This is a genomic window from Wenzhouxiangella sp. YN1 (assembly GCF_056324145.1).
On the sequence record NZ_JBJNIO010000155.1, the window covers coordinates 62,130 to 82,037 of the forward strand.

The 19,908-nt window shown below is 64.7% G+C and carries 17 protein-coding genes; 5 read left to right on the forward strand and 12 right to left on the reverse strand.

Annotated features, from left to right (window positions below):
- From uvrC to ACEWQZ_RS11630, 11 genes are all read right to left on the reverse strand, one after another.
- Nucleotides 1-1,818 (reverse strand): excinuclease ABC subunit UvrC, encoded by a 1,818-nt coding sequence (gene uvrC / locus ACEWQZ_RS11580; protein WP_476483247.1) that lies wholly within the window; start codon nucleotides 1,816-1,818, stop codon nucleotides 1-3.
- Nucleotides 1,815-2,279, reverse strand: coding sequence for a low molecular weight protein-tyrosine-phosphatase (locus ACEWQZ_RS11585; RefSeq protein WP_476483248.1), 465 nt, complete (start codon nucleotides 2,277-2,279; stop codon nucleotides 1,815-1,817). The genes uvrC and ACEWQZ_RS11585 overlap by 4 nt, the downstream gene beginning before the upstream one ends.
- Nucleotides 2,280-2,325: 46 nt before the next feature.
- Nucleotides 2,326-3,066: a 3-deoxy-manno-octulosonate cytidylyltransferase gene (kdsB, locus tag ACEWQZ_RS11590; RefSeq protein WP_476483249.1), complete on the reverse strand. Its 741-nt coding sequence runs from the start codon at nucleotides 3,064-3,066 to the stop codon at nucleotides 2,326-2,328.
- The gene (gene lpxK / locus ACEWQZ_RS11595) at nucleotides 3,063-4,052 is read right to left on the reverse strand and encodes a tetraacyldisaccharide 4'-kinase (RefSeq protein WP_476483250.1); all 990 of its coding nucleotides are present in this window, start codon (nucleotides 4,050-4,052) and stop codon (nucleotides 3,063-3,065) included. Before lpxK ends, kdsB begins: the two co-directional genes overlap by 4 nt.
- 7 nt (nucleotides 4,053-4,059) lie before the next feature.
- The gene (gene msbA, locus ACEWQZ_RS11600) at nucleotides 4,060-5,796 is read right to left on the reverse strand and encodes a lipid A export permease/ATP-binding protein MsbA (RefSeq protein ID WP_476483251.1); all 1,737 of its coding nucleotides are present in this window, start codon (nucleotides 5,794-5,796) and stop codon (nucleotides 4,060-4,062) included.
- Nucleotides 5,793-6,212: an ExbD/TolR family protein gene (locus ACEWQZ_RS11605; RefSeq protein ID WP_476483252.1), complete on the reverse strand. Its 420-nt coding sequence runs from the start codon at nucleotides 6,210-6,212 to the stop codon at nucleotides 5,793-5,795. The genes msbA and ACEWQZ_RS11605 overlap by 4 nt, the downstream gene beginning before the upstream one ends.
- Nucleotides 6,213-6,215: 3 nt before the next feature.
- A complete protein-coding gene (locus ACEWQZ_RS11610; protein WP_476483253.1) occupies nucleotides 6,216-6,833 on the reverse strand; it encodes a MotA/TolQ/ExbB proton channel family protein in 618 nt (205 codons plus the stop codon).
- Nucleotides 6,834-6,923: 90 nt separating this feature from the next.
- A complete protein-coding gene (locus ACEWQZ_RS11615) occupies nucleotides 6,924-9,149 on the reverse strand; it encodes a DNA internalization-related competence protein ComEC/Rec2 (RefSeq protein WP_476483254.1) in 2,226 nt (741 codons plus the stop codon).
- Between the two features lie 54 nt (nucleotides 9,150-9,203).
- The gene (gene lolD / locus ACEWQZ_RS11620) at nucleotides 9,204-9,887 is read right to left on the reverse strand and encodes a lipoprotein-releasing ABC transporter ATP-binding protein LolD (protein ID WP_476483255.1); all 684 of its coding nucleotides are present in this window, start codon (nucleotides 9,885-9,887) and stop codon (nucleotides 9,204-9,206) included.
- Nucleotides 9,880-11,127 (reverse strand): lipoprotein-releasing ABC transporter permease subunit, encoded by a 1,248-nt coding sequence (locus ACEWQZ_RS11625; protein WP_476483256.1) that lies wholly within the window; start codon nucleotides 11,125-11,127, stop codon nucleotides 9,880-9,882. Before ACEWQZ_RS11625 ends, lolD begins: the two co-directional genes overlap by 8 nt.
- Nucleotides 11,128-11,158: 31 nt before the next feature.
- Nucleotides 11,159-12,076, reverse strand: coding sequence for an RluA family pseudouridine synthase (locus tag ACEWQZ_RS11630; protein ID WP_476483257.1), 918 nt, complete (start codon nucleotides 12,074-12,076; stop codon nucleotides 11,159-11,161).
- Nucleotides 12,077-12,766: 690 nt separating this feature from the next.
- Between ACEWQZ_RS11630 and ACEWQZ_RS11635 the strand changes: the two genes are divergently transcribed.
- Entirely contained in the window at nucleotides 12,767-15,367 is a 2,601-nt protein-coding gene (locus ACEWQZ_RS11635) for an Rne/Rng family ribonuclease (protein ID WP_476483258.1), read from the forward strand.
- Nucleotides 15,368-15,425: 58 nt separating this feature from the next.
- On the opposite strand, the gene ACEWQZ_RS11640 is transcribed toward ACEWQZ_RS11635, so the two are convergent.
- Nucleotides 15,426-16,064 carry a response regulator gene (locus ACEWQZ_RS11640; RefSeq protein WP_476483259.1) on the reverse strand — a complete coding sequence of 213 codons (639 nt, stop codon included), beginning with the start codon at nucleotides 16,062-16,064 and terminating at the stop codon, nucleotides 15,426-15,428.
- Nucleotides 16,065-16,222: 158 nt separating this feature from the next.
- Between ACEWQZ_RS11640 and coaE the strand changes: the two genes are divergently transcribed.
- The 4 genes from coaE (at nucleotide 16,223) to ACEWQZ_RS11660 (ending at nucleotide 19,853) form a co-directional block, all read left to right on the forward strand.
- The gene (gene coaE, locus ACEWQZ_RS11645) at nucleotides 16,223-16,867 is read left to right on the forward strand and encodes a dephospho-CoA kinase (RefSeq protein WP_476483260.1); all 645 of its coding nucleotides are present in this window, start codon (nucleotides 16,223-16,225) and stop codon (nucleotides 16,865-16,867) included.
- A gap of 121 nt (nucleotides 16,868-16,988) precedes the next feature.
- Complete coding sequence (locus tag ACEWQZ_RS11650) at nucleotides 16,989-17,498, forward strand: glycine zipper 2TM domain-containing protein (protein ID WP_476483261.1); 510 nt, start codon at nucleotides 16,989-16,991, stop codon at nucleotides 17,496-17,498.
- A 139-nt stretch (nucleotides 17,499-17,637) separates the two neighbouring features.
- A complete protein-coding gene (locus ACEWQZ_RS11655) occupies nucleotides 17,638-18,528 on the forward strand; it encodes a CsiV family protein (RefSeq protein ID WP_476483262.1) in 891 nt (296 codons plus the stop codon).
- Entirely contained in the window at nucleotides 18,525-19,853 is a 1,329-nt protein-coding gene (locus ACEWQZ_RS11660; protein WP_476483263.1) for an MFS transporter, read from the forward strand. The genes ACEWQZ_RS11655 and ACEWQZ_RS11660 overlap by 4 nt, the downstream gene beginning before the upstream one ends.
- The last annotated feature ends 55 nt before the right edge of the window (nucleotides 19,854-19,908 follow it).

The following is a 19,908-nucleotide window of genomic DNA, read 5'->3' on the forward strand; positions in this document are numbered from 1 at the left end:
TCATTGCTGCCCGCCGAAGTGTCGGGCGACGGCTTCAGCCAGTTTGCGGCTGATGCCGTCCACACGGGCGAGTTCGTCAACGCCGGCCTTGCGGATGCCCTGCAGCCCGCCAAAAGTCTTGAGCAATGCCTGACGACGCTTGGGGCCGATACCCGGCACCTGCTCCAGTGGTGAGGCCTGGGCCCGTTTCTGGCGGCGCTGGCGGTGGCCGGCAATGGCAAAGCGATGCGCTTCATCACGCACCTGCTGCACCAGATGGGACGCCGGGTGGTGCGGCCCGGGAACGGCTTCGCGCTCACCCATGATGAAGCGTTCATGCCCGGCCCGACGCGCCGCCCCCTTGGCAACACCCAGAAGCGGAATGGCATCCAGGCCGAGCTCCTCGAAAACCTCGCGCGCTCGCCCGAGCTGGCCCTTGCCGCCGTCGATGATCACCAGATCCGGCAGCACGTCTTTCTTTTCCAGCGCCCGCGAATAGCGTCGCCGCAGCACCTGTTCCATGGCTGCGTAGTCGTCACCGGGCTCTATACCGCTGATATTGAAACGTCGGTAATGCTTTTTTTCCGGGCCGCGCGGCCCGAAGAAGACGCAGGAGCCGACGGTTTCCGTACCCGAAATATGCGAAATATCAAAACATTCCAGGCGCTCGGGAGGATTGGGCATTTCCAGCATATCGGCCAGCGCCGCCAGCCCGCGCCCGATCTGGTCGCGTTCGGACAGTCGCCGCCTGAGTGCATCGGCGGCGTTGGCAACCGCCAGGCGAACCCATTCGGCGCGCTGTCCGCGTAAACGCCAGGCCAGGCTCACGCCAGCGCCCCGGCGCGAGCCCAGAGCCTCTTCCCATAGACCGGCATCGGCTGGCGCCTGCGACAGCAGAATTTCAGCCGGCGGCCTGCGTTCGGCAAAATACTGTCCCAGAAACGCGGCCAGAATATCCGCCGCGTCCATATCCGCATGCACATTGCCGGGAAAATGGCTGCGGCCGCCCACGTTTCGCCCGTGCCGAAACTCCACGACATGGATGCAGGCCTTGCCGGCTTCAACATGCATGCCGATGATATCCATCTCGCCCGTGCCGCCGGTCACGAACTGACTGCTGCGCACCTGCTGTACCGCCTGAATGCGATCGCGATAGGCTGCCGCCTTCTCGAACTCCAGGGCCGCGGATGCCTCTTCCATGCGCCCGGCCAGGTGCTCGATCACCTCTTCGTTGCGGCCCTCGAGAAACTGCACGGCCGCGGCGACATCGCGGGCATAGTCGCTCTTGCTGATATAGCCCACGCAGGGGGCGCTGCAGCGATTGATCTGGTACTGGAGACACGGGCGCGTACGGTTTTCGAACACCGTGTCCCGGCACTGCCGCAAGCCGAAGAGGCGATAGATCTGGTTGAGCGCCTCACGTACGGCCCCCGCGCTGGAGAACGGGCCGAAATAACGGTGCGGCGGCTTGCGCGGGCCGCGGTAGAAGCCGATACGCGGATAATCGTGGCCCACCTCCAGGCGGATCCAGGGATAGCTCTTGTCGTCACGAAGATTGATGTTGAAGCGCGGTCGATGGGCCTTGATCCATTCATTTTCCAGCAGCAGGGCCTCGGCTTCGGTGCGCGTCAGGCTGACTTCCATGCGCGCGATCTTGCGCACCATGAGGTTCAGCCGGGCGCCCAGGTCGCGCCGGCTGAAATAGCTGGCCACCCGGCGCCTCAGATTGCGCGCCTTGCCGACATACAGCACCTTGCCTTCGGCATCACGCATCAGGTAGACGCCCGGACCCGTGCTCAGGCTGCGGGCAAAAGCTGGCCCGTCAAAGCCCTCTTTCATCGGCGCCGGCCAAGTTCCTCGACCAGACGATCGGCCGCCACTTCCAGCATGTCGATCACCCGCTTGAACCCGTCTTCGCCGCCATAGTAGGGATCGGGCACCTCGTCGACGCCATAGTCCGGCGCCAGCGACATGACCAGATCCAGGCGACAGCGGTGGTCGGCCGGCGCCATTGACCGCATGGCCTGAAGGTTCGAGCGATCCATGACAAAGATGGCGTCAAAGCGACGAAAATCATCTTCGACCACCCGCCGCGCACACTGCTGGCTGATATCCAGCCCCCACTCCCGCGCGATTCGCTGCGATCGCGTATCCGGCGGATTGCCGGCGTGGTAGCCGCTGGTGCCCGCCGAGTCGGTGTCGATGACCAGCCCGGCCTGCTGCAGCTTCCAGTCAAAAACCGCCTGAGCGGTCGGGCTTCGGCAGATATTGCCCAGGCAAACAAAAAGCATGCTTTTCATGAACTTGCTTGACCTCCTTCAACCAATATCGAATATGGCGCTGCGCTCAGGGTGCCAGGCGCCGCGCAGCGGCCGCCAGATCTGCCGGCGTATCGATGCCGCCCGGCACCGGCGCGACCGCTTGCTCGCTGGCGATCATCCAGCCGGCGGACAGCGCGCGCAGCTGCTCGAGCGATTCCAGCGTCTCCAGATCCGATGCCGGCAGTGCGCGCCACTGGCTCAGCGCACCGGCGCGGTAGGCGTAGAGCCCGAGGTGCGCCCGTGCCATTTGCATCGGCCAACCGCCGTCACGCACATGAGGAATGGGGCTACGGGAAAAATACAGCGCCCGTCCACGCGCATCGCAAACCATTTTGACCACATCGGGCCGACGCCATTCCGCCTCGTTTTCCAGCGGCCGCCAGAGCGTGGCCATGCTTGCGCCCCTGCTGGACGCCAGCAGCTTGGCCACCTGCCGCAGGCAGGCTGCCGGCATCTCGGGCTCATCCCCCTGCAGATTGACCACGATGGCGTCTTCTTCCAGGCCGAGCATCGCGGCGGCTTCGGCCAGGCGATCGGTGCCCGAACGATGATCGCTGCGGGTCATCAGCACCTCGCCGCCGTCGGCGCGCACGCAGTCGGCGACCGCTTCACTGTCGGTGGCGACATGCACGCTGGCTGCTCCCGCCGCGCGGGCGCGGTCGCACACGCGCAGGATCAGGGCCCGGCCGGCCAGCTCGGCCAGCGGCTTTCGCGGCAGACGCGTCGCCCCCAACCGCGCTGGAATCAGGATATGAAAAGTGTTCATGGCGGACCGAATTCTCGCACATGCCCGACAGCAGCGGTAATCGTCACCTCCGGCAGCCGGGCCTCGATCGGCAGCACCCAGGTCTCGGGCAGGCCGGTCAAGCGCTCGAGCTTGACCGCATCCTTTTCGGTAACGATCAATGGGCCCGCCAGACCGGCGAGATCCTCGGCGTTGTAGTCATGATGGTCGGGGAAGGCGTGCCGGCGAATGCGATAACCCAAAGCTTCGAGCAGCTCAAAAAAGCTTTCCGGATTGCCAATTGCACACACTGCATCGAGCTCCCCTGCCGCGGGCCCTGCGCCGGTCGCCGTCAGCGTCCCCAGGCGATATGGTGCGCCGGGCTGCACCCCGAACGCTCGCCCCGGCAGCGCCATCGTCTTGCGGTCGCTGCCGGAGCACTTGACCAGCACCTCATCGACGCTGGCCAGCCGATCAACCTCCTGGCGCAACGGGCCGGCCGGCAGCAACTCCCCGTTGCCGAACCCACGCTGGCCGTCAATGACACAGATCTCCCAGCTTCTGGGAAGGCGCGGGTGCTGCAGGCCATCGTCGGCCAGCACCACGTTGGCGCCACCGGCTACCGCCGCCGCCAGCGCCGCCCGCCGGTCGCGGCAGACCCACACCGCACAACCGGCTCGTCGGGTGAGCAAAACCGGCTCATCACCCACCTTTGCGGGATCACTCGACGGCGTCACCGCCCGGGGGGTATCGCCGGACCGTGCGCCATAGCCGCGACTGATGATGGCCGGCGCGTAACCGGCCAGCGACAGCGCACGTGCCAGCGCCGCAACAACCGGCGTCTTGCCGCTGCCGCCGACGGTGATATTGCCCACGACAATCACCGGACAGGCAGGGTTTTCCTTCGGTCGCCGACGGCGCGAGGCAGACAACACACGATAAAGCGGCACCCATGCGCGCAGCCACCAGGGTGCAGGCTGCGCGGAGTACCACCTGCGATTGAGAGCGCGTTCCAGACGAGCCTTCACCGCGGGTTCATGCCCCGGCCAGCTGAAGCCGATGCAGGTAGCGGTAAAGGCCCTTGTCGCGCTCGAGGAGTTCAGCGTGCGAGCCCGACTCCACGACTCTGCCCTGATCGAGTACCACCACCTGATCGGCCATCTGGACCGTGGCCAGGCGATGGGCGATCACCAGCGTCGTGCGGTTTTCCATCAGCACCTCCAGGGCGTCCTGGACCGCCTGCTCCGATTCGGCATCCAGCGCCGAAGTGGCCTCATCAAGGATCAGGATCGGCGCATCCTTGAGCACGGCGCGGGCTATGGCAATGCGCTGGCGCTGGCCGCCTGACAGCAGCGACCCCCCTTCGCCAATGGGGGTGTCCAGCCCCTTGGGCAGCCGCTCGATGAACTCCATGGCGTGCGCCGCGCGCGCCGCCTCCTCGATCTGTTCAGGCGATGCGCCGGCCAGGCCGCCGTAGGCAATGTTGCGGGCGATGGTGTCGTTGAACAGCACCACGTCCTGGCTGACCAGTGCAATCTGCTGCCGCAGCGCCGCCAGCCTGAATTCGCGAATATCGACGCCATCCACCAGAATGCGCCCCGAGGCCGGCTGATAGAAGCGCGGCAGCAGCTTGGCAATGGTGCTCTTACCCGAACCCGAGCGCCCGACCAGGGCCGTGACCCCGCCAGCCGGTATCTGGAGGTCGAGATCAATCAGCGCGGAATTGCTGGCGTCGGGATAGGAAAACCCGACGCTTTCGAAGCGGATATCGCCGTGGACTTTTTCCGGCGCATGGTCGCCGTCATCGACCTCGCCGGGCGTGTCGACCACGTGGAAGATGCTCTCCGCCCCGGCCACGCCGCGTTCGATGACGACATGCATCTTGGTCAGACGCTTGAGCGGCGGAATCATCGCCGCCAGCGCCGCCAGCACCGACATGAAGATGCCGGCGGTCACGGTGTCGCCCATCAGCTCACTGGCGGCGACGACCAGCAGAACCACCAGCGCGACCCCGGCAGCCAACTGCACCAGGGAAGACGACAGCAGCTGCGTTCCGACCAGCCGCAGGTGCAGTCGGCGGTTGCTTTCGTTGATGTCGTGAAACTTGCCGCGCTCATGCTGCTGCCCACCGAAGACCTTGATCACCGGGTGGCCGTTGACCGCCTCCTCGGTCACATGGGTCACGTCTCCCATCGAATCCTGGATGTCGGTGGAGATGCGTCGAAAGTGGCGGCTGATGACGTAGGCAATCACGCCGATGATGGGAAGCAGTACCAGCAGCGACGTCGTCAATCGCCACGACTGGATCAGCATCACGCCGAACAGGGCAATCACCGTCATGACATCGCGGGAAATTCCGATCAGGGCCTTGGTGGCCGCGTTGGCCACTTGCTCGGTGTTGTAGGTCACCCGCGAAATCATCTGCCCCGACGATTCACGATCGAAGTACGCCGCCGGCAGCTCCAGATAACGATCGAACAGGGCGCTGCGCAGATCGGCAATCAGCTTGCGCCCGACCCACTGCATGCCGAACTCGCCGCCGAAGTTGCCGACCACGCGCAAGATCAGCGACAGGAATACCAGCGCCGGCAGAAGGTAGTTGAACTCGGGGTCGGGATTGGCGATGGTGTCGTCGATCAGCGGGCGCAGCAGATAAAAGAACAGCCCCTGCCCGGCCGCGTCGAGGGCGACAGCCACCAGCGCCATGGCAAAAATAGCGCGGTGCTTGAGCACCATGGCCAGCAAGCGACGATAGACCTGCCCACCAGTCATTGTGCCTCCTCTTCGATGGCGGCAATACTGACGCGCTCAATGCCTTCGGCCGCAGCCGAATCGAGCACGCGCACCACCAGACGATGCGGCGCCTCGGCGTCGGCACGCACCACCAGCACGGCCTCGGGATTCTCGGCGAAACGCCGGACAATCGCGGCTCGTACCGTGGTCCGGCGCTGGTCGACCAGCTCTTGCTCGCCGACGAACAATCGACCGTCATCGGTGATCATGAACTCAACGACTTCGGGTATTGATTCGGCTTCGGCGGTGCTCGCCTCGGGCAGATCCAGACGCAACAGAGCCTGGCGCTCGAAAGTGGTTGACACCATGAAGAAAATCAGCAGGAGAAACACCACGTCGATCAGCGACGTGAGGTTGACCTCCGGCTCTTCACGTTCTTCCTGCTGCAGCTTCATGATCTACTGTGCGCCGGCCCGCTTGCGCTCGATGGTATGCAGCAATTCCAGCGCCTGCTGCTCCATGTCGACGACGTAAGCGCGCACCAGGCCGCGAAAATAGCGGTAGAAGAAATAGCTGGGAATCGCGACCGTCAGACCCGCCGCCGTCGTGATCAAGGCCTGGGAAATACCGCCGGCCAGTTCATTAGGATCGCCAACGCCGTGGATCATGATGGCTGAAAAGACATCGATCATGCCAATCACCGTCCCCAGCAGCCCCAGCAGCGGGGTGATGCCGGCGATCGTGCCCAGGGTGTTGAGAAAGCGCTCGAGCTCGTGCACGACGTGGCGACCGGTATCCTCGACCGACTCCTTGATGATTTCGCGCTCACGCCGGCGGTTGATCAAGGCGGCCGCGAGCACACGGCCGAGCGCCGAACTGCGCCTGAGCTGCTCGATGTGCTGGCGATCCAGCTCGCGCTGGGCAGCCCACTGGCGCACGCGATCGAGCACGCCGACGGGCAGCACGCGTTTGCGCTGCAGGTTGACGAAACGTTCAATGATGATGGCGGCAGCGATGATGGAACAGGCCAGGATCGGCACCATCAGCCAGCCGCCTGCAATAACGATTTCGAGCATGTTTCGGAGTCGACTCCGAGCGTTGACCAATCCAGCGCGCATGATAACGGGTTTGTCCGTCAACGTCGCGCCTCGGCGGTCGGCGGCAGCTCAGGGGCAACCCGCCCGCGGCCTCCAGAAGCGCGGCGCAAGGGTCGCCATGGACCGCAGCTGCGGCCTGTGCCCCGGGCGCAGGCGCAGTCGCATGGCGCCGCAGCGACCGGTCTCGCTGAGCGCGATCCCTGATTTTCGGAGCCGCCGGCGGGTCGGCGCATGCACCCGCCCGAAGCGATCGAACCGCGCGACCGAAGCCACGGCATGGCGCGGCGCAACCGCTGCCAGAAATGCCGCACTGCTGCCGCTGTGGTGACCACCGGCCGGCAGCTGCAACAGATCGGCCGGCGGGCCAGCGAAGCGCTCCAGCAGTCGGGCCTCGACATCGGCGTCGATGCCGCCGGTCAACAACAGGCTGCCGCCGGCACCGTCGATATGCAACACGCAGGAGGAGTTGCGTCCCAGATCAGGCAAGGCCGCAGTCGGATGAAGGACGCGAAAGCGATAGCCATCGGCATGCCATTCGATGCCCGCCACACAGGGCTGTCCGGCGTCGACCCCTTGAGCATGAACCCGAGTGCCTGGCCCCACTGCAGAAGCCAGCCCGCCGGCGTGATCGCGGTGACCGTGAGACACGATGACCCGATCGACGGCCCTGCCGTGCGCGAGCAGATCCGGCAGAATGCCCGAGAGCACATCCCGGCCCTGGCCATCGCCCGGCCCGGTATCGTAGAGCACCGTCTCTCCAGGCGTTCGAATCAACACGGCCAGTCCGTTGCCCACATCCAGAAACCAGGCTTCCAGCTCGCCCGACTCGAGATCCGTTCCCGGCGCCCACAACAGCGGGAGCAGCAAGACAAAGCCAAGGCCACGCGCCGGCCAGCCGGGCGGCGCCACCAGCCAGACGGCACCCACGGCGGCCACCGCCACCACCCAGGGCGATGGGCTGGGAAAATTCAAGTAGCTGCCGCGCAGGCCGTGCACCCACTCCAGCAGCTGCAGCAGCCACTCGAGCCCGAGGGCGCTCAAACCACCGGCAGGTGTGGCCGGCAGGCCGACCAGCATGGTGCCCAGATCCAGCAGCAACGCCGGCAGCACCAGAAAGCCGACCAGCGGAATCGCCACCAGATTTGCCATCACGGCACCGGGAATCAGCTGACCGAACAGGCCGATATTGAGCGGCAGCAGGCCAACGAGCAGAATCAACTGTGCACGCAACAGCGCGGTGGCACCACTGCCCGGCGCGGAAGGCCGCCAGGCAAACGTCCAGATCAGTACGGCCACCGCAGCGAATGACAGCCAGAAACCGACCGCCAGCGGCGCCAGGGGGTCGAACACAAGAACCGCCAGCAAGGCCACCAGCAGCGCGTGGCCGGGCGCAATCGCACGCCGGGTCATCAGGGCCAGAGCCAGCACCGAAAGCATGATCAGAGCGCGCTGGGTCGGCAGCGTGAAGCCGGCGAGGCCGGCATAGAACACGGCCGCGGCCAGACCGGCAACAACTCCGATTCGCCGCCGATCGAGACGAGGCGACAACAGGCAGATCGGCGCGGCGAGCAATCCGGCCAGGCTGCCGACCAGTCCCGCCACCATGCCGACGTGCAGCCCTGATATGGCCAGCAGGTGGGCCGTGCCGGTCTGGCGCAGGCGCTGCGACAGCTCCGGCGAGATCGCGGATCGATCGGCCACGCCCAGCGCGCGCTTGAGCGCGGCGACATCGGCGCTGACAGTCTCGGACTGGATGATGTCGGCCAGGCGCTGGCGCTGCCGATCCAGGGCCTTCGTCGCCTTGGGTCCGGCAACGGGCTCCGGCCGGCCGCGCACGCTGCCGATAGCGCCAATACGACGAGTCAGCAGGTAGCGACGATAATCGAATCCGCCGGGGTTGACTCGCCCCTTCGGCGGCGTCAGGCGCAGATCCATGCGCCAGCGACTGCCCGGTTCGAGCCGCACCTGCGGGCGATACCAGCGCACCAGAATGCGCTCGGGCAGCGTCCCGGCCTTGCGCGCGGCCCGATCCACCGAGAGCACGAAACGCACGCTTTGTCCGCGCTGCTGCGGCAAATCGGCGACCGCGCCGGTAACGCTGACCACCTGACCCGCCCGATCCGCGGGAAACTGTCGATCGAGCTGCCACTGCGCCGCGCCAAGAAACCACAGCGCTCCCAGCAGGAAAGCGGCCGCAGCGCGCGTGCGGACAAATGCCATGCCGGCGCCAGCGCAAGCGGCCATAAGCGCAAGAACGGCAAAGCCGGGCAACACCGGCAGCCAGGGCGCCAGCATGCAACCTGCCGCAAAAGCCAGAAGCCAACGCCTGCCGCCCCGGCCTGCCATCGCTCAGTCCATGGGCACGAGCCGGCCCTCGGTCATTTCCAGTCGTCGATCCATGCGGCGGGCCAGCTGTGGATCATGGGTGACCAGCACGACGCTGGTGCGAAACTCACGATTGAGCTCGAGCATGAGCTCGTAGACGTGGTCGGCATTGCGTTCATCAAGGTTGCCGGTGGGCTCGTCTCCCAGCACGCAGGCGGGCCGGTTGATCAGCGCGCGCGCCACTGCCGCGCGCTGACGTTCACCGCCCGACAGCTCACCGGGCTTGTGCGCAAGGCGCTCACCCAGGCCCACGCGGCTCAGCAACGCCTCGGCTTCGGCCGCGGCCCTGGCGGCGCTGTGGCCGGCAATCAACAGCGGCATCGCCACGTTCTCCAGAGCGGTGAATTCCGGCAACAGGTGATGAAACTGATAGACAAAACCAAGATGACGGTTGCGGAGGGCAGCGCGGCGCGTTTCATCGGCCTGCGCCATGTCTTCTCCGGCGACCTCCACGCTGCCTGCCGTGGGCTTGTCCAACCCGCCAAGCAAGTGCAGCAGCGTACTCTTGCCGACTCCCGAAGCACCAAGAATGGCTACCTGCTCGCCGGGCCGAACCTCGAAATCGACGGCCTTGAGCACGTTCAATTCGGCGCGCCCCTGAACGAAACTGCGCGACAGGCCCCGCGCCCGGATGACAAATTCATTCATGACGCAGCGCCTCCACCGGTTCGGTCCGTGCGGCCCGCCAGGCCGGATAAATCGTTGACAGCAGCGACAGCACCAGAGCCAGGGTTCCGAACCTGGCGACGTCGCTCAAACGCAGCTCCGAGGGCAGATCGCTGATGTAGTACACATCAGCGGAAAGAAAGTCGGTGCTCAGAATCTGTTCCAGCCAGGCGACGATGGCTTCGACGTTCAGCGCCAGGGTGATGCCGGCAACGATGCCCAGCAACGTGCCGATGATGCCGATCAGCGAACCCTGCACAATGAAGATGGCCATGATCTTCTTCGGGCCCATTCCCATGGTCTTCAGAATGGCGATATCGGCCTGCTTGTCGGTGACCACCATCACCAGAGTTGAAATGATGTTGAAGGCCGCCACGGCGATGATCAGCGACAGGATGATGAACATCACCGTTTTCTCGGTTCTTACCGCGCGGAAGAAGTTGGCGTGCTGCTGCGTCCAGTCGCGCACGCGATGCCTGCCGCCAAGCTCGTCGTTGAGCTCCCAGGCGATGGCCCGGGCGCGCATCATGTCGTCGAATTTGAGGCGGATACCGCTGACCTGATCGTCGCTCAGCCGAAACAGCCGCTGGGCGTCACGATAGTGAATCACAGCCAGGCCGGTATCGTATTGTTGCACGCCGGCCTCGAAGATCCCGGCAACCTCGAAACGGCGAACCTGCGGGACAACCCCCGCCGGGGTCGAACGGATCTCGGGCGCGAAAATGGTCACCGAATCCCCCTCGCGCACGCCCAGCCTCGCTGCCAGACCGCCGCCCAGAAGCACGCGCCACTGCCCCGGCTCGAGTGCATCAAGATTGTTGTGGTGCAGCAGCTTGCCAATATCGGAAACCTGTGGTTCGAGCCGCGGGTCGATGCCGCGCACCTGGGCCCCGGCGGTTGCGCGGCCCTTGATCAGGGTTTCCTGCTCGACATAGGGAGCCGAGCCCACCACCGAGGGGTGGTCGCCTACTTGCTCAAGCAGGTTCTGCCAATCGGGCAAGCGGCGCTCGTAGCCCTCGATGGTGGCATGCGAGATCATGCCGAGGATGCGCTCGCGCAACTCCTGCTCGAAGCCATTCATCACGCTCAATACGGTGATGAGCACCATCACGCCCAGCGCAATGCCGCCCATGGACACCAGAGAGATGAAGGAGATGAAGTGGTTGCGGCGCTTGGCGCGCAAATAGCGCAGGCCAACAAAGGTGCTCAAGGGGTGATACATACGCTCGCGGGTTCCCTTGTCAGACGGGCGGTCAGCCCTGGCGCAGTCGATTCAGCACCGAACTCAGTTCATCCGGGAGAGGCACCGAAAAGACCTGCTGCGTTGGCCAGGGCAGCTTCAGACAATGCGCATGCAGGAACAGTCGCTTCAGCCCCGCCGGCGCCGGATTCTGATTGTACCGGTCATCGCCGGCCAGCGGGTGCCCGATGCTGGCGGCATGGGCGCGGATCTGATGCGTACGCCCGGTTTCGATGCTGGCCTCCACGTAACTATAGTCACCAACATGTTCGCGCAGGCGCAGGTGCGTGACCGCGGGCTGCCCGTCCGGCGCAGCAATGACGCGGTGCTGACCGCTGCCGTCACGAATCTTCTTCAGCGGTGAATCGATCGTCATGTGCTCTTGTTCGAGCCTGCCTTCGAGCAGCGCCAGATAGTATTTCTCGACCGTCCGGCCGGAAAACGCCTTCTGCAGCTCGCGCGCCGCCCGGTGGTGGCGCGCGACCACCAGCACCCCGCTGGTCGAGCGATCGATGCGATGCACCGGGCGGAAGCCCTCACCGATGTGTGCCAGCACATCCATCAGCCCCCAGCCCAGCCCCGTGCCCGCCTGAACCGCCAGCCCCGAGGGCTTGTCCAGTATCAACAGATCATCATCTTGCGAGACCACGCGGGCGCGGATGCGTGCCAGCAGCCCGTCGGGCAGGCGGCGCTGTTCAGGCGCCTGTCGCGCCACCGGCGGAATGCGCACTTCGTCCCCGGCCTCGAGCTTTTTCATCGGCTTGGCGCGGCCGCCGTTGACCCGAACCTGCCCGGTTCTCACCAGCCGATAGACCAGGCCCCGCGGAACCGGGCCCAGTTCGCCCATGAGGAAATTGTCCAGGCGTTGCCCGGCTCGATCCCGACCGGCGGTGACATACCGAACGCCGCCGGGCTTGTTGTCCTGTGCCATCGAAATTCCGGTCCTGCGATGCAGACGATTCAGGCCGGCTATCACCCGACTATCGCCTGATTCGAATCAATGATAAAATTCCCGCGCCAGGCGCAGAACGTGGCTGCATTATCGCCGCAAAAGCGGCCCGCAAGATCCAAAAGACACGCGCGCACCTGGCCATGAATGCTGACATATCCGGCGATGCCGATACAAGCTCGGCTTGCCCATGGTCGCGCTTGAGCGGCCGATACAGCATCAGGTATCAGAACCATTTGCTCGACTCCCGTAGCGTTCGTCAAGAGCCCCACGGGAGCGATTCGGTCACAACCCGATCGAATTGTACGCCGACCTCGCGGGCGCAAGCGCCGCGATTCGGCACCGCGGATTGAGACGTGCCGCCTGCCTGTTTCGAAAGAACGAAACCTGGCGGCCTTGATAAAAAGATCATGCGCTCCCGGAGCCGGCGAAGTATCGCCTCCGGGCTCGGTGTCAGATACTGCAGGCCAGCGCCTCGCGCGGCCGCATGCAAGCCAGACGCCGCCGCCAATGGGTCGGCGGCCTTGACCGCCAGCCCGGGCATCAAGCCCGGCGTTGATGAATGCTGGCTGGTTTGCCCGCCCCGGCTCCCTGAACGGAGCCCGGCCCGTGTCCGGCACCCGCCCCGAAGACCTCTGCCCGTTGTCACCGGGAGCGCCGGAGGAAAAACAAATGAAACGCATGCTGATCAACGCAACTCAGCCTGAAGAGTTGCGCGTGGCCATTGCCGATGGCCAGACCCTGCTTGACCTCGATATCGAGGTGCCCGCCCAGGAGCAGAAGAAATCCAACATCTACAAGGGCCGAATCACACGCGTCGAGCCCAGCCTGGACGCCTGTTTCGTGGAATTCGGTTCCGAGCGCCACGGATTCCTCTCGATGAAGGAAATCAGCCGTGATTACTTCGGTGATGCGGCCATCAAGGCACTGGAATCAGGTGAGCGCCTGGAGATCAAGGACGCCGTCCAGAGCGGTCAGGAGGTCATCGTTCAGGTCGACAAGGAGGAGCGCGGCACCAAGGGCGCAGCGCTGACCACCTTCATCTCGCTGGCCGGCCGCTACCTGGTATTGATGCCCAACAACCCGCGTGCCGGCGGAGTCTCGCGCCAGATCACCCGCGACGAGCGCAAGGAACTGCTTGACACCCTCAAGGAAATCGAGATTCCCAACGGCATGGGCTGCATTGTCCGCACCGCCGGCGTCGGGCGCGACCGTGAGGAGCTGCAGTGGGACCTGGACTATCTGCTGCAGCTGTGGCGCGCCATCAAGGACGCCGCTGACAGCCGCAAGGCACCCTTCCTGATCTATCAGGAAAGCAACCTGATCATCCGCGCCCTGCGCGACTACCTGCGCGAGGACATCGGCGAAATCCTGATCGATGACGGGAAGGTTTTCGAAGATGCACGCGAGTTCATGCAGCAGGTCATGCCGCACAACCTGCGAAAACTCAAGCTCTATCAGGATGATACCCCGCTGTTTTCGCGCTACCAGATCGAGAGCCAGATCGAGTCGGCTTTCGCCCGCGAAGTCCGCCTGCCCTCCGGCGGCGCGGTAGTCATCGACCACACCGAGGCGCTGCTTTCGATCGACATCAACTCCTCGCGAGCGACCAAGGGGGCTGATATCGAAGAAACCGCGCTGCAGACCAACCTGGAAGCGGCCGATGAAATCGCCCGGCAGCTGCGGCTGCGCGACCTCGGTGGGCTGGTGGTCATCGATTTCATCGACATGATGAGCAAGGATGCCCAGCGCCAGGTCGAGTCCCGTCTGCGCGAAGCCATGAAAATGGACAAGGCACGGGTCCAGTTCGGCCGCATTTCGCGTTTCGGCCTGCTCGAGATGTCTCGCCAGCGATTGCGCCCTTCCCTTGGGGAGTCAAGCTACATCACCTGCCCGCGCTGCGATGGCTACGGCGCAATTCGCTCGATCGAATCTCTGGCGCTGTCGATCCTGCGCCTGGCTGAAGAAGAGTCGATGAAGGAACACACTTCGCGGGTGATCGTTCAGGCACCCATCGAAGTGGCCAACTTCCTGCTCAACGAGAAACGCCAGGCCACCGAGGAAATCGAGCAGCGGACGAAGGTCAGCATCACCGTGGTGGCCAACCGCTGGATCGAAACCCCGCGCTTTGAAGTGCAGCGGTTGCGCACCAGCGAGTCGGTCGACGAGCCGAGCTATGCCCTGGCCAGCGGCGAGGAGATAGAGTCCCTGCCGGCACAGACCGAGGCCCAGCCCGCACCCGCCCCACAGCCAGCAGCCGTGAGCCGTATCCAGCGTACCGCGCCGGCACCCACGCCAGCGCAGAGTGATGGCGGCCTGGTCGCCTGGCTGAAGGCGATTCTGAACAGGCTGTTCGGCAGCAGCGATGATGACGAAAAGGATCATTCCCGCAATCGCAGGCGCACACACAAGCCCGCCGGCAAGCGCAGCGACCGCACCGCCGCCGGCCCCGGTCACCAGCAGGAGCGGCCCGGCCACAAGAAGAAAAAGAAGAAAACCGGCAAGAAGAAGAAAACCGGCGGTCGACAGAACGGCGACCAGAGCGGCAGCACGGGACCACAGCAAAGCCGACGCGGCCACAAACCCGACGAAGATGGCTCCGTAGACGACGGGGCGAAAAAGAAGAAAAAGCGTCGTCGACGCGGCGGCAAGAAACGCCGCAGCCGCAGCGGCGGCGCCAACCCGAGATCGGGCCGGCAGCCGGACCAGAAGCCGGACCAGAAGCCGGACCAGAAGCCGGACCAGAAGCCGGACCAGAAGCCGGATCAGAAGCCGGATCAGAAGCCGGATCAGAAGCCGGATCAGAAGCCGGATCAGAAGCCGGATCAGAAGCCGGAGCAGAAGCCGAACCAGAAGCCGGACCAGAAGCCCGAGCAGAAGCCCGAGCAGAAGCCGGACCAGAAGCCCGAGCAGAAGCCCGAGCAGAAGCCGGAGCAGAGGCCTGAGCAGAAGCCTGAGCAGAAGCCCGAGAAGAAGCCGGAGCAGAAGCCCGAGCAGAAGCCGGAGCAGAAGCCTGAGCAGAAGGCTGAGCAGAAGCCTGAGCAGAAGCCTGAGCAGAAGCCTGAGCAGAAGCCTGAGCAGAAGCCTGAGCAGAAGCCCGAGAAGAAGCCCGAGAAGAAGCCCGAGAAGAAGCCGGAGCAGAAGCCGGACAAAGAGCGCTCCGGGCGCGGCAGTCAGTCAGGCGGTGGCGGAAAGCCGCAGGAAAAAGCCGAGCGCAGTTCCGGCGCCATTCCCGAAGGCGGCGGCATCTACCGCCTCAGCGACAAGGAATAGATCGCAGCGCTGAAGTCATGTCCTGCCGGGCGGCCCGATGGCCGCCCGGCAGGCGCACTCAGATCTCCGAAACCACGCCATGGCGCAAGGCCATGCGCAAGAGCTCAACCTCGTTACTGACCCCGATCTTGTCGTAAATGCGGTACTTGTAGGTGGCCACGGTCTTGGGGCTGACATGCAGGGTCTTGCCGATGGCCTGCATGTTCATTCCCTGAGTGAGCATCAACGCAATCTCCAGCTCACGGCTGGTCAGCTCCTGAAAAGGCGATTGTGGTGTGCCCGGAAGCAGGGAAATGGCCAGTTGCTGCGAGATATCGGCGCCGATATAGCGCTCGCCCAGCCTCACCTGTCGCACCGCGCGCAACAATTCTGCGGCATCGCAGGCCTTGGTGAGGTACCCGGATGCGCCGGAATCGAGCAAGCGTGCCGGCAGCGGCGGCTCACTGTAGGCCGTCAGAACGATCACCCGGATCGCCGGCTGTGCCTTGAGAATTCGCTCGGTCGTCTCGAGTCCCGACAGACCGGGCAAACCGACATCCATCAAGACAAGATCGGGTTGCAACTCGCGGCAAAGGCGAATCGCCTCTTCGCCGCTGGCGGCCTCGCCGACGACCTTCAGGTCGCGCTCAGCCGCCAGAATGTTCTTCAGCCCGGTGCGGACCAGGTCATGGTCCTCGACAATCAGAATATCGGTCAATGAACTGTCCCCGATAAACAAATACAAGTCTCCCTGCAGGTCACATTAACGCAAACCGTCAGCCAAGTGAAGCACACTCCGTGGCGAACCGATGCGTCCTCTCACACCCGCCGGCCACGGCCGGCATAATGGCCGCCATGATTGCCGAATGCACCAGCATGAATCCGTCCAGGCGTTACCAGCAGCCCTTTGTTGTCGCCCTTACCGGCGGAGTGGCCAGCGGCAAGACGGCGATCTCCAGTCGTCTGGCAGCCAAAGGTGCACCCGTGGTCGATACCGATGTCATTGCGCGTCAGGTGGTTGCCCCCGGCAGCCCGGGCCTGGCCGCCATCGTCGAGGCTTTCGGGACCGAGGTACTGGACGAGCACGGACAGCTTGCACGTCGCCGCCTGCGCGACAAGGTATTCGAACGCCCCGAAGCACGCCAGAGACTCGAGCACATCCTGCACCCGCTGATCGCGGCAGAAGCACGGCGCCAGATCGCCACGCACGAGCAGGCCGACTATGTCGTGGTCGTGGTCCCGTTGCTGGCCGAGACCGGGCTGTTTGGCGATGCCGATTGTGTCGTGGTCGTGGATGTTCCCGAATCGACTCAGATCCGCCGGCTGCAGGAACGCGACGGCATCGAACGCCAGCAGGCCGAAGCGATGCTGGCGGCCCAGGCCACGCGCCAACAGCGGCTGGCAATGGCCGATGAGGTCATCGATAACACCGGCTCGCTCGATACCCTCAAGCAAGCCGTTGACGAGTTGCACGACCGCCTTGTCCGGCACAGCCAACACCGCCATCATTCAAACCGCTGAACCCGTTCGGCATCGCTGCTCAATCAATGAGGCCCGGGCGATTCAGAGCCGATTCAGCCGGGCTGGACTAGGATTGTGCCAACGCTGGCAACAGCCGCCTGCAACTGATGGAGAACGGACGATGAAAATCAAGGAGCTTCTGATCATGACCGCCGCGCTTGCAGCAAGCAGCGTGGCGCTGGCTGGCAGTAGCGGTTACGAGCTCGCCCGCGTCGTCGATGTCGAGCCGATTCGGGAGGTTCACCGCACGCCGATCAACCGTGAAATCTGCCGCGAAGAGATCGAGTACGTCAGGACGCGTCGCCATTCGCATACGCCGACGATCATGGGCGCCATCATTGGCGGCGTGATCGGCAATCAGTTCGGCAGCGGTGGCGGCAGGGACGCGGCAACGGCTGCCGGCGCCCTGCTCGGCGGCAGCATCGGGCACGACAGCTCGAAAGCCCGCGACGGCGGCCGCCGAGCAGTCACTCGCGAACGCTGCCGGGTGCAGCGCGACTGGCGCGAGCGAACGGTGGACGGTGGTTATCGTGTGACCTATGAATACGGCGGGCGCCTCCACAGAACGACGATGGACCGTTATCCCGGGGATACGATCCGGGTTCGCGTCTCGGTCGATCCGATCGACTGATCCTGTCGCGCGGGCCGACATTCGGCCCGCGCTGCTGTGGGCATTTCCAGCCCGTTGGGAGCGGAAACTTCTGTCGCCCCTGCCAGAGGGGCGGGACCGATCGATCACCTCCCTGCCCGACTCGGGTAAACTCTGGCCCATGAAGCTTTCGCGACTGCTCCTCCCTGCCCTCTTGACCGGTCTGTTCGCCATTCCACCCGCGACGGCACCGGCCCGCGGCGCTGACACGGCGCTCTTTCGCGTCGAAGCCATCGTGTTCACGCCGGTCAACGGCGAATCGGACGATTGGCCGGTCAGTGAACTGACCGACTTCGGTCAGGCCGTGGACCCGAAGCGCCGCGCGCTGGCCCTGGAAAACCCCGGCGACCGCAGAATGGCCGATGGCGAAGACGCCGAACTCGAAGCCACGCTCAAGCTCGTGGAAACCATGTCGCGACTCGAAGACAGCGGGCAGGCTGAATCGACGACCCGCCTGCTGCCTTTACCGACCCCATGGCTGGCTCTGGACGCACTCGATCAGCCCATGCAACAGGCCCTGTCGCGATTGCAGCGCTCCGGCGCCTATCGTGTTCACGCCACGCTGGCCTGGCATCAACCGATCGACCGGGCAACGCGCCAGGCCGTGCATGTTCATGATGACCGGGTCCTCGACGCCGCTTGGGTCAACCTGTCGCCGGTCGGGCGCCTGCTGCGCCATGGCCACCCTGTCAAGACCGCCGCGGATCTCGATGTCCGGCTACGCTATCGCCTGGACGGCAGCATCCGTTTACGCAAGCGCCAGTTCATGCACGCCGACATCGACCTGGTCTGGCGCGCCGACGACACGCCCGGCGCCTCTTTTCAGGCGCCCGCCGGCGCTCACGGCAGCTATCGAGTGCACCGGCTTGAACAAAGCCGAACCATCCGACCAGGGCGCTTCGAGTACTTCGATTCGGCGTGGCTGGGCCTGCTGCTTCGCGTCACGCCACATGTGCCCGAGCCGGCAGCCACGGAAACCAGCGACCGCGGCACTGACAGCCCCGCGCCATGAGAGAACGGTTCTTTGCCAGCCGGCGCCTGGCGTCGGTCTATCAGAAGCTGGTCAACGAAGAAGACGCCCGTGTGTGCAAGGATATCGACGAGGATGCCTGTCGCGTCGTACCGGGCAACTTTGTCCTCCAGGTCGTCACGCAGTTCCTGACCAAACTGGGTGACTCGATTGCCAACCCCAAAACGATTCTCGCCTGGCTGCTCGCCGCTTTGTCGGCGCCGGGCATCTTTACCGCGTTCCTGGTGCCCATTCGGGAGTCGGGCTCCATGATCCCGCAGCTGGTGATCGCCAGCTTTGTCAGACGACAGTCGGTCAGAAAGTGGACATTCGTGGCCGGCAGCGTCCTGCAGGCCGTGGCGGTCGTGTGCATGGCGCTGGTTGCCTTGAGCCTGAGCGGCACGGTCGCCGGTATCGGCCTGCTCTCCGCCCTGGTGCTGTTCAGTCTCTCGCGCGGGCTGTGCTCGGTGGCGTCCAAGGACGTGCTCGGCAAGACCGTGCCGAAAACACGCCGCGGCCGCGTCAGCGGCTGGTCGGAGTTTCTGGCCGGCTCGATTACCGTCGGCGTGGGGGTCGTGCTGCTGTTCGACGGCGGCGACGGCGGCCATCGCGGCGTCTACCTGATGTTGCTGGTGATCGCTGCCAGCCTCTGGCTGCTGGCTTCCATCAGCTACGCCATGATCCGCGAATTTCCGGGTGCCACGTCAGGGGGCGGCAACGCGTTGAGCGAGGCCCTCAAGCGCCTCGACCTGCTGCGCAGCCAGCCCGATTTCCGCCGATTCGTCATTGCCCGTTCGCTGCTGCTGTGCTCGTCCTTGAGCGCTCCGTTTTTCATCATGCTGGCGCATGAGCGCACCGAAGGCGCCTTGCTGGTGCTCGGGCTGTTCGTGATTGCCGATGGCGTTGCCAGCCTGGTATCGGCGCCATTCTGGGGCCGCTTTGCTGACGCCTCGAGCCGACGGGTGATGATTCTGGCCGGTGCCGGCGCCGCACTGGTGGGGATCGGGCTGGTCGGCATCGTGCACGGCCTGCCGATGTTCGCCGACAGCGCCTGGCTGTATCCACTGTTTTTCTTCTTGCTGGCGGTCACACACTCCGGCGTGCGGCTGGGGCGCAAGACCTACATTATCGATCTGGCCGGCGGCAACAAACGCACGGACTATGTTGCCGTCAGCAACACCGTCATCGGCGTCGTCCTGCTGCTGACCGGCAGCGTCGGCGCCCTGACCACGGTGATGCCAACCTCCGGCATCATTCTGATCCTCGCCGGCATGGGCCTTTCAGGCGCCTGGATGAGCAGCCGGCTGCCCGAGACCCAACACGGATAGAAACCCCGAATCCAGCCCGCCGTTTCGAACATTCGAATTTCAGTCATTGAAGCTT

Bases quoted from the DNA above. Each gene is read 5' to 3' on its own strand.
- uvrC (WP_476483247.1), bottom strand. From the start codon at position 1,818: ATGAAAGAGGGCTTTGACGGGCCAGCTTTTGCCCGCAGCCTGAGCACG.
- ACEWQZ_RS11585 (WP_476483248.1), bottom strand. From the start codon at position 2,279: ATGAAAAGCATGCTTTTTGTTTGCCTGGGCAATATCTGCCGAAGCCCG.
- kdsB (WP_476483249.1), bottom strand. From the start codon at position 3,066: ATGAACACTTTTCATATCCTGATTCCAGCGCGGTTGGGGGCGACGCGT.
- msbA (WP_476483251.1), bottom strand. From the start codon at position 5,796: ATGACTGGTGGGCAGGTCTATCGTCGCTTGCTGGCCATGGTGCTCAAG.
- ACEWQZ_RS11605 (WP_476483252.1), bottom strand. From the start codon at position 6,212: ATGAAGCTGCAGCAGGAAGAACGTGAAGAGCCGGAGGTCAACCTCACG.
- ACEWQZ_RS11610 (WP_476483253.1), bottom strand. From the start codon at position 6,833: ATGCTCGAAATCGTTATTGCAGGCGGCTGGCTGATGGTGCCGATCCTG.
- ACEWQZ_RS11615 (WP_476483254.1), bottom strand. From the start codon at position 9,149: ATGCTGGCGCCCTGGCTGCCGGTGTTGCCCGGCTTTGCCGTTCTTGCG.
- lolD (WP_476483255.1), bottom strand. From the start codon at position 9,887: ATGAATGAATTTGTCATCCGGGCGCGGGGCCTGTCGCGCAGTTTCGTT.
- ACEWQZ_RS11625 (WP_476483256.1), bottom strand. From the start codon at position 11,127: ATGTATCACCCCTTGAGCACCTTTGTTGGCCTGCGCTATTTGCGCGCC.
- ACEWQZ_RS11630 (WP_476483257.1), bottom strand. From the start codon at position 12,076: ATGGCACAGGACAACAAGCCCGGCGGCGTTCGGTATGTCACCGCCGGT.
- ACEWQZ_RS11635 (WP_476483258.1), top strand. From the start codon at position 12,767: ATGAAACGCATGCTGATCAACGCAACTCAGCCTGAAGAGTTGCGCGTG.
- coaE (WP_476483260.1), top strand. From the start codon at position 16,223: ATGAATCCGTCCAGGCGTTACCAGCAGCCCTTTGTTGTCGCCCTTACC.
- ACEWQZ_RS11650 (WP_476483261.1), top strand. From the start codon at position 16,989: ATGAAAATCAAGGAGCTTCTGATCATGACCGCCGCGCTTGCAGCAAGC.
- ACEWQZ_RS11655 (WP_476483262.1), top strand. From the start codon at position 17,638: ATGAAGCTTTCGCGACTGCTCCTCCCTGCCCTCTTGACCGGTCTGTTC.
- ACEWQZ_RS11660 (WP_476483263.1), top strand. From the start codon at position 18,525: ATGAGAGAACGGTTCTTTGCCAGCCGGCGCCTGGCGTCGGTCTATCAG.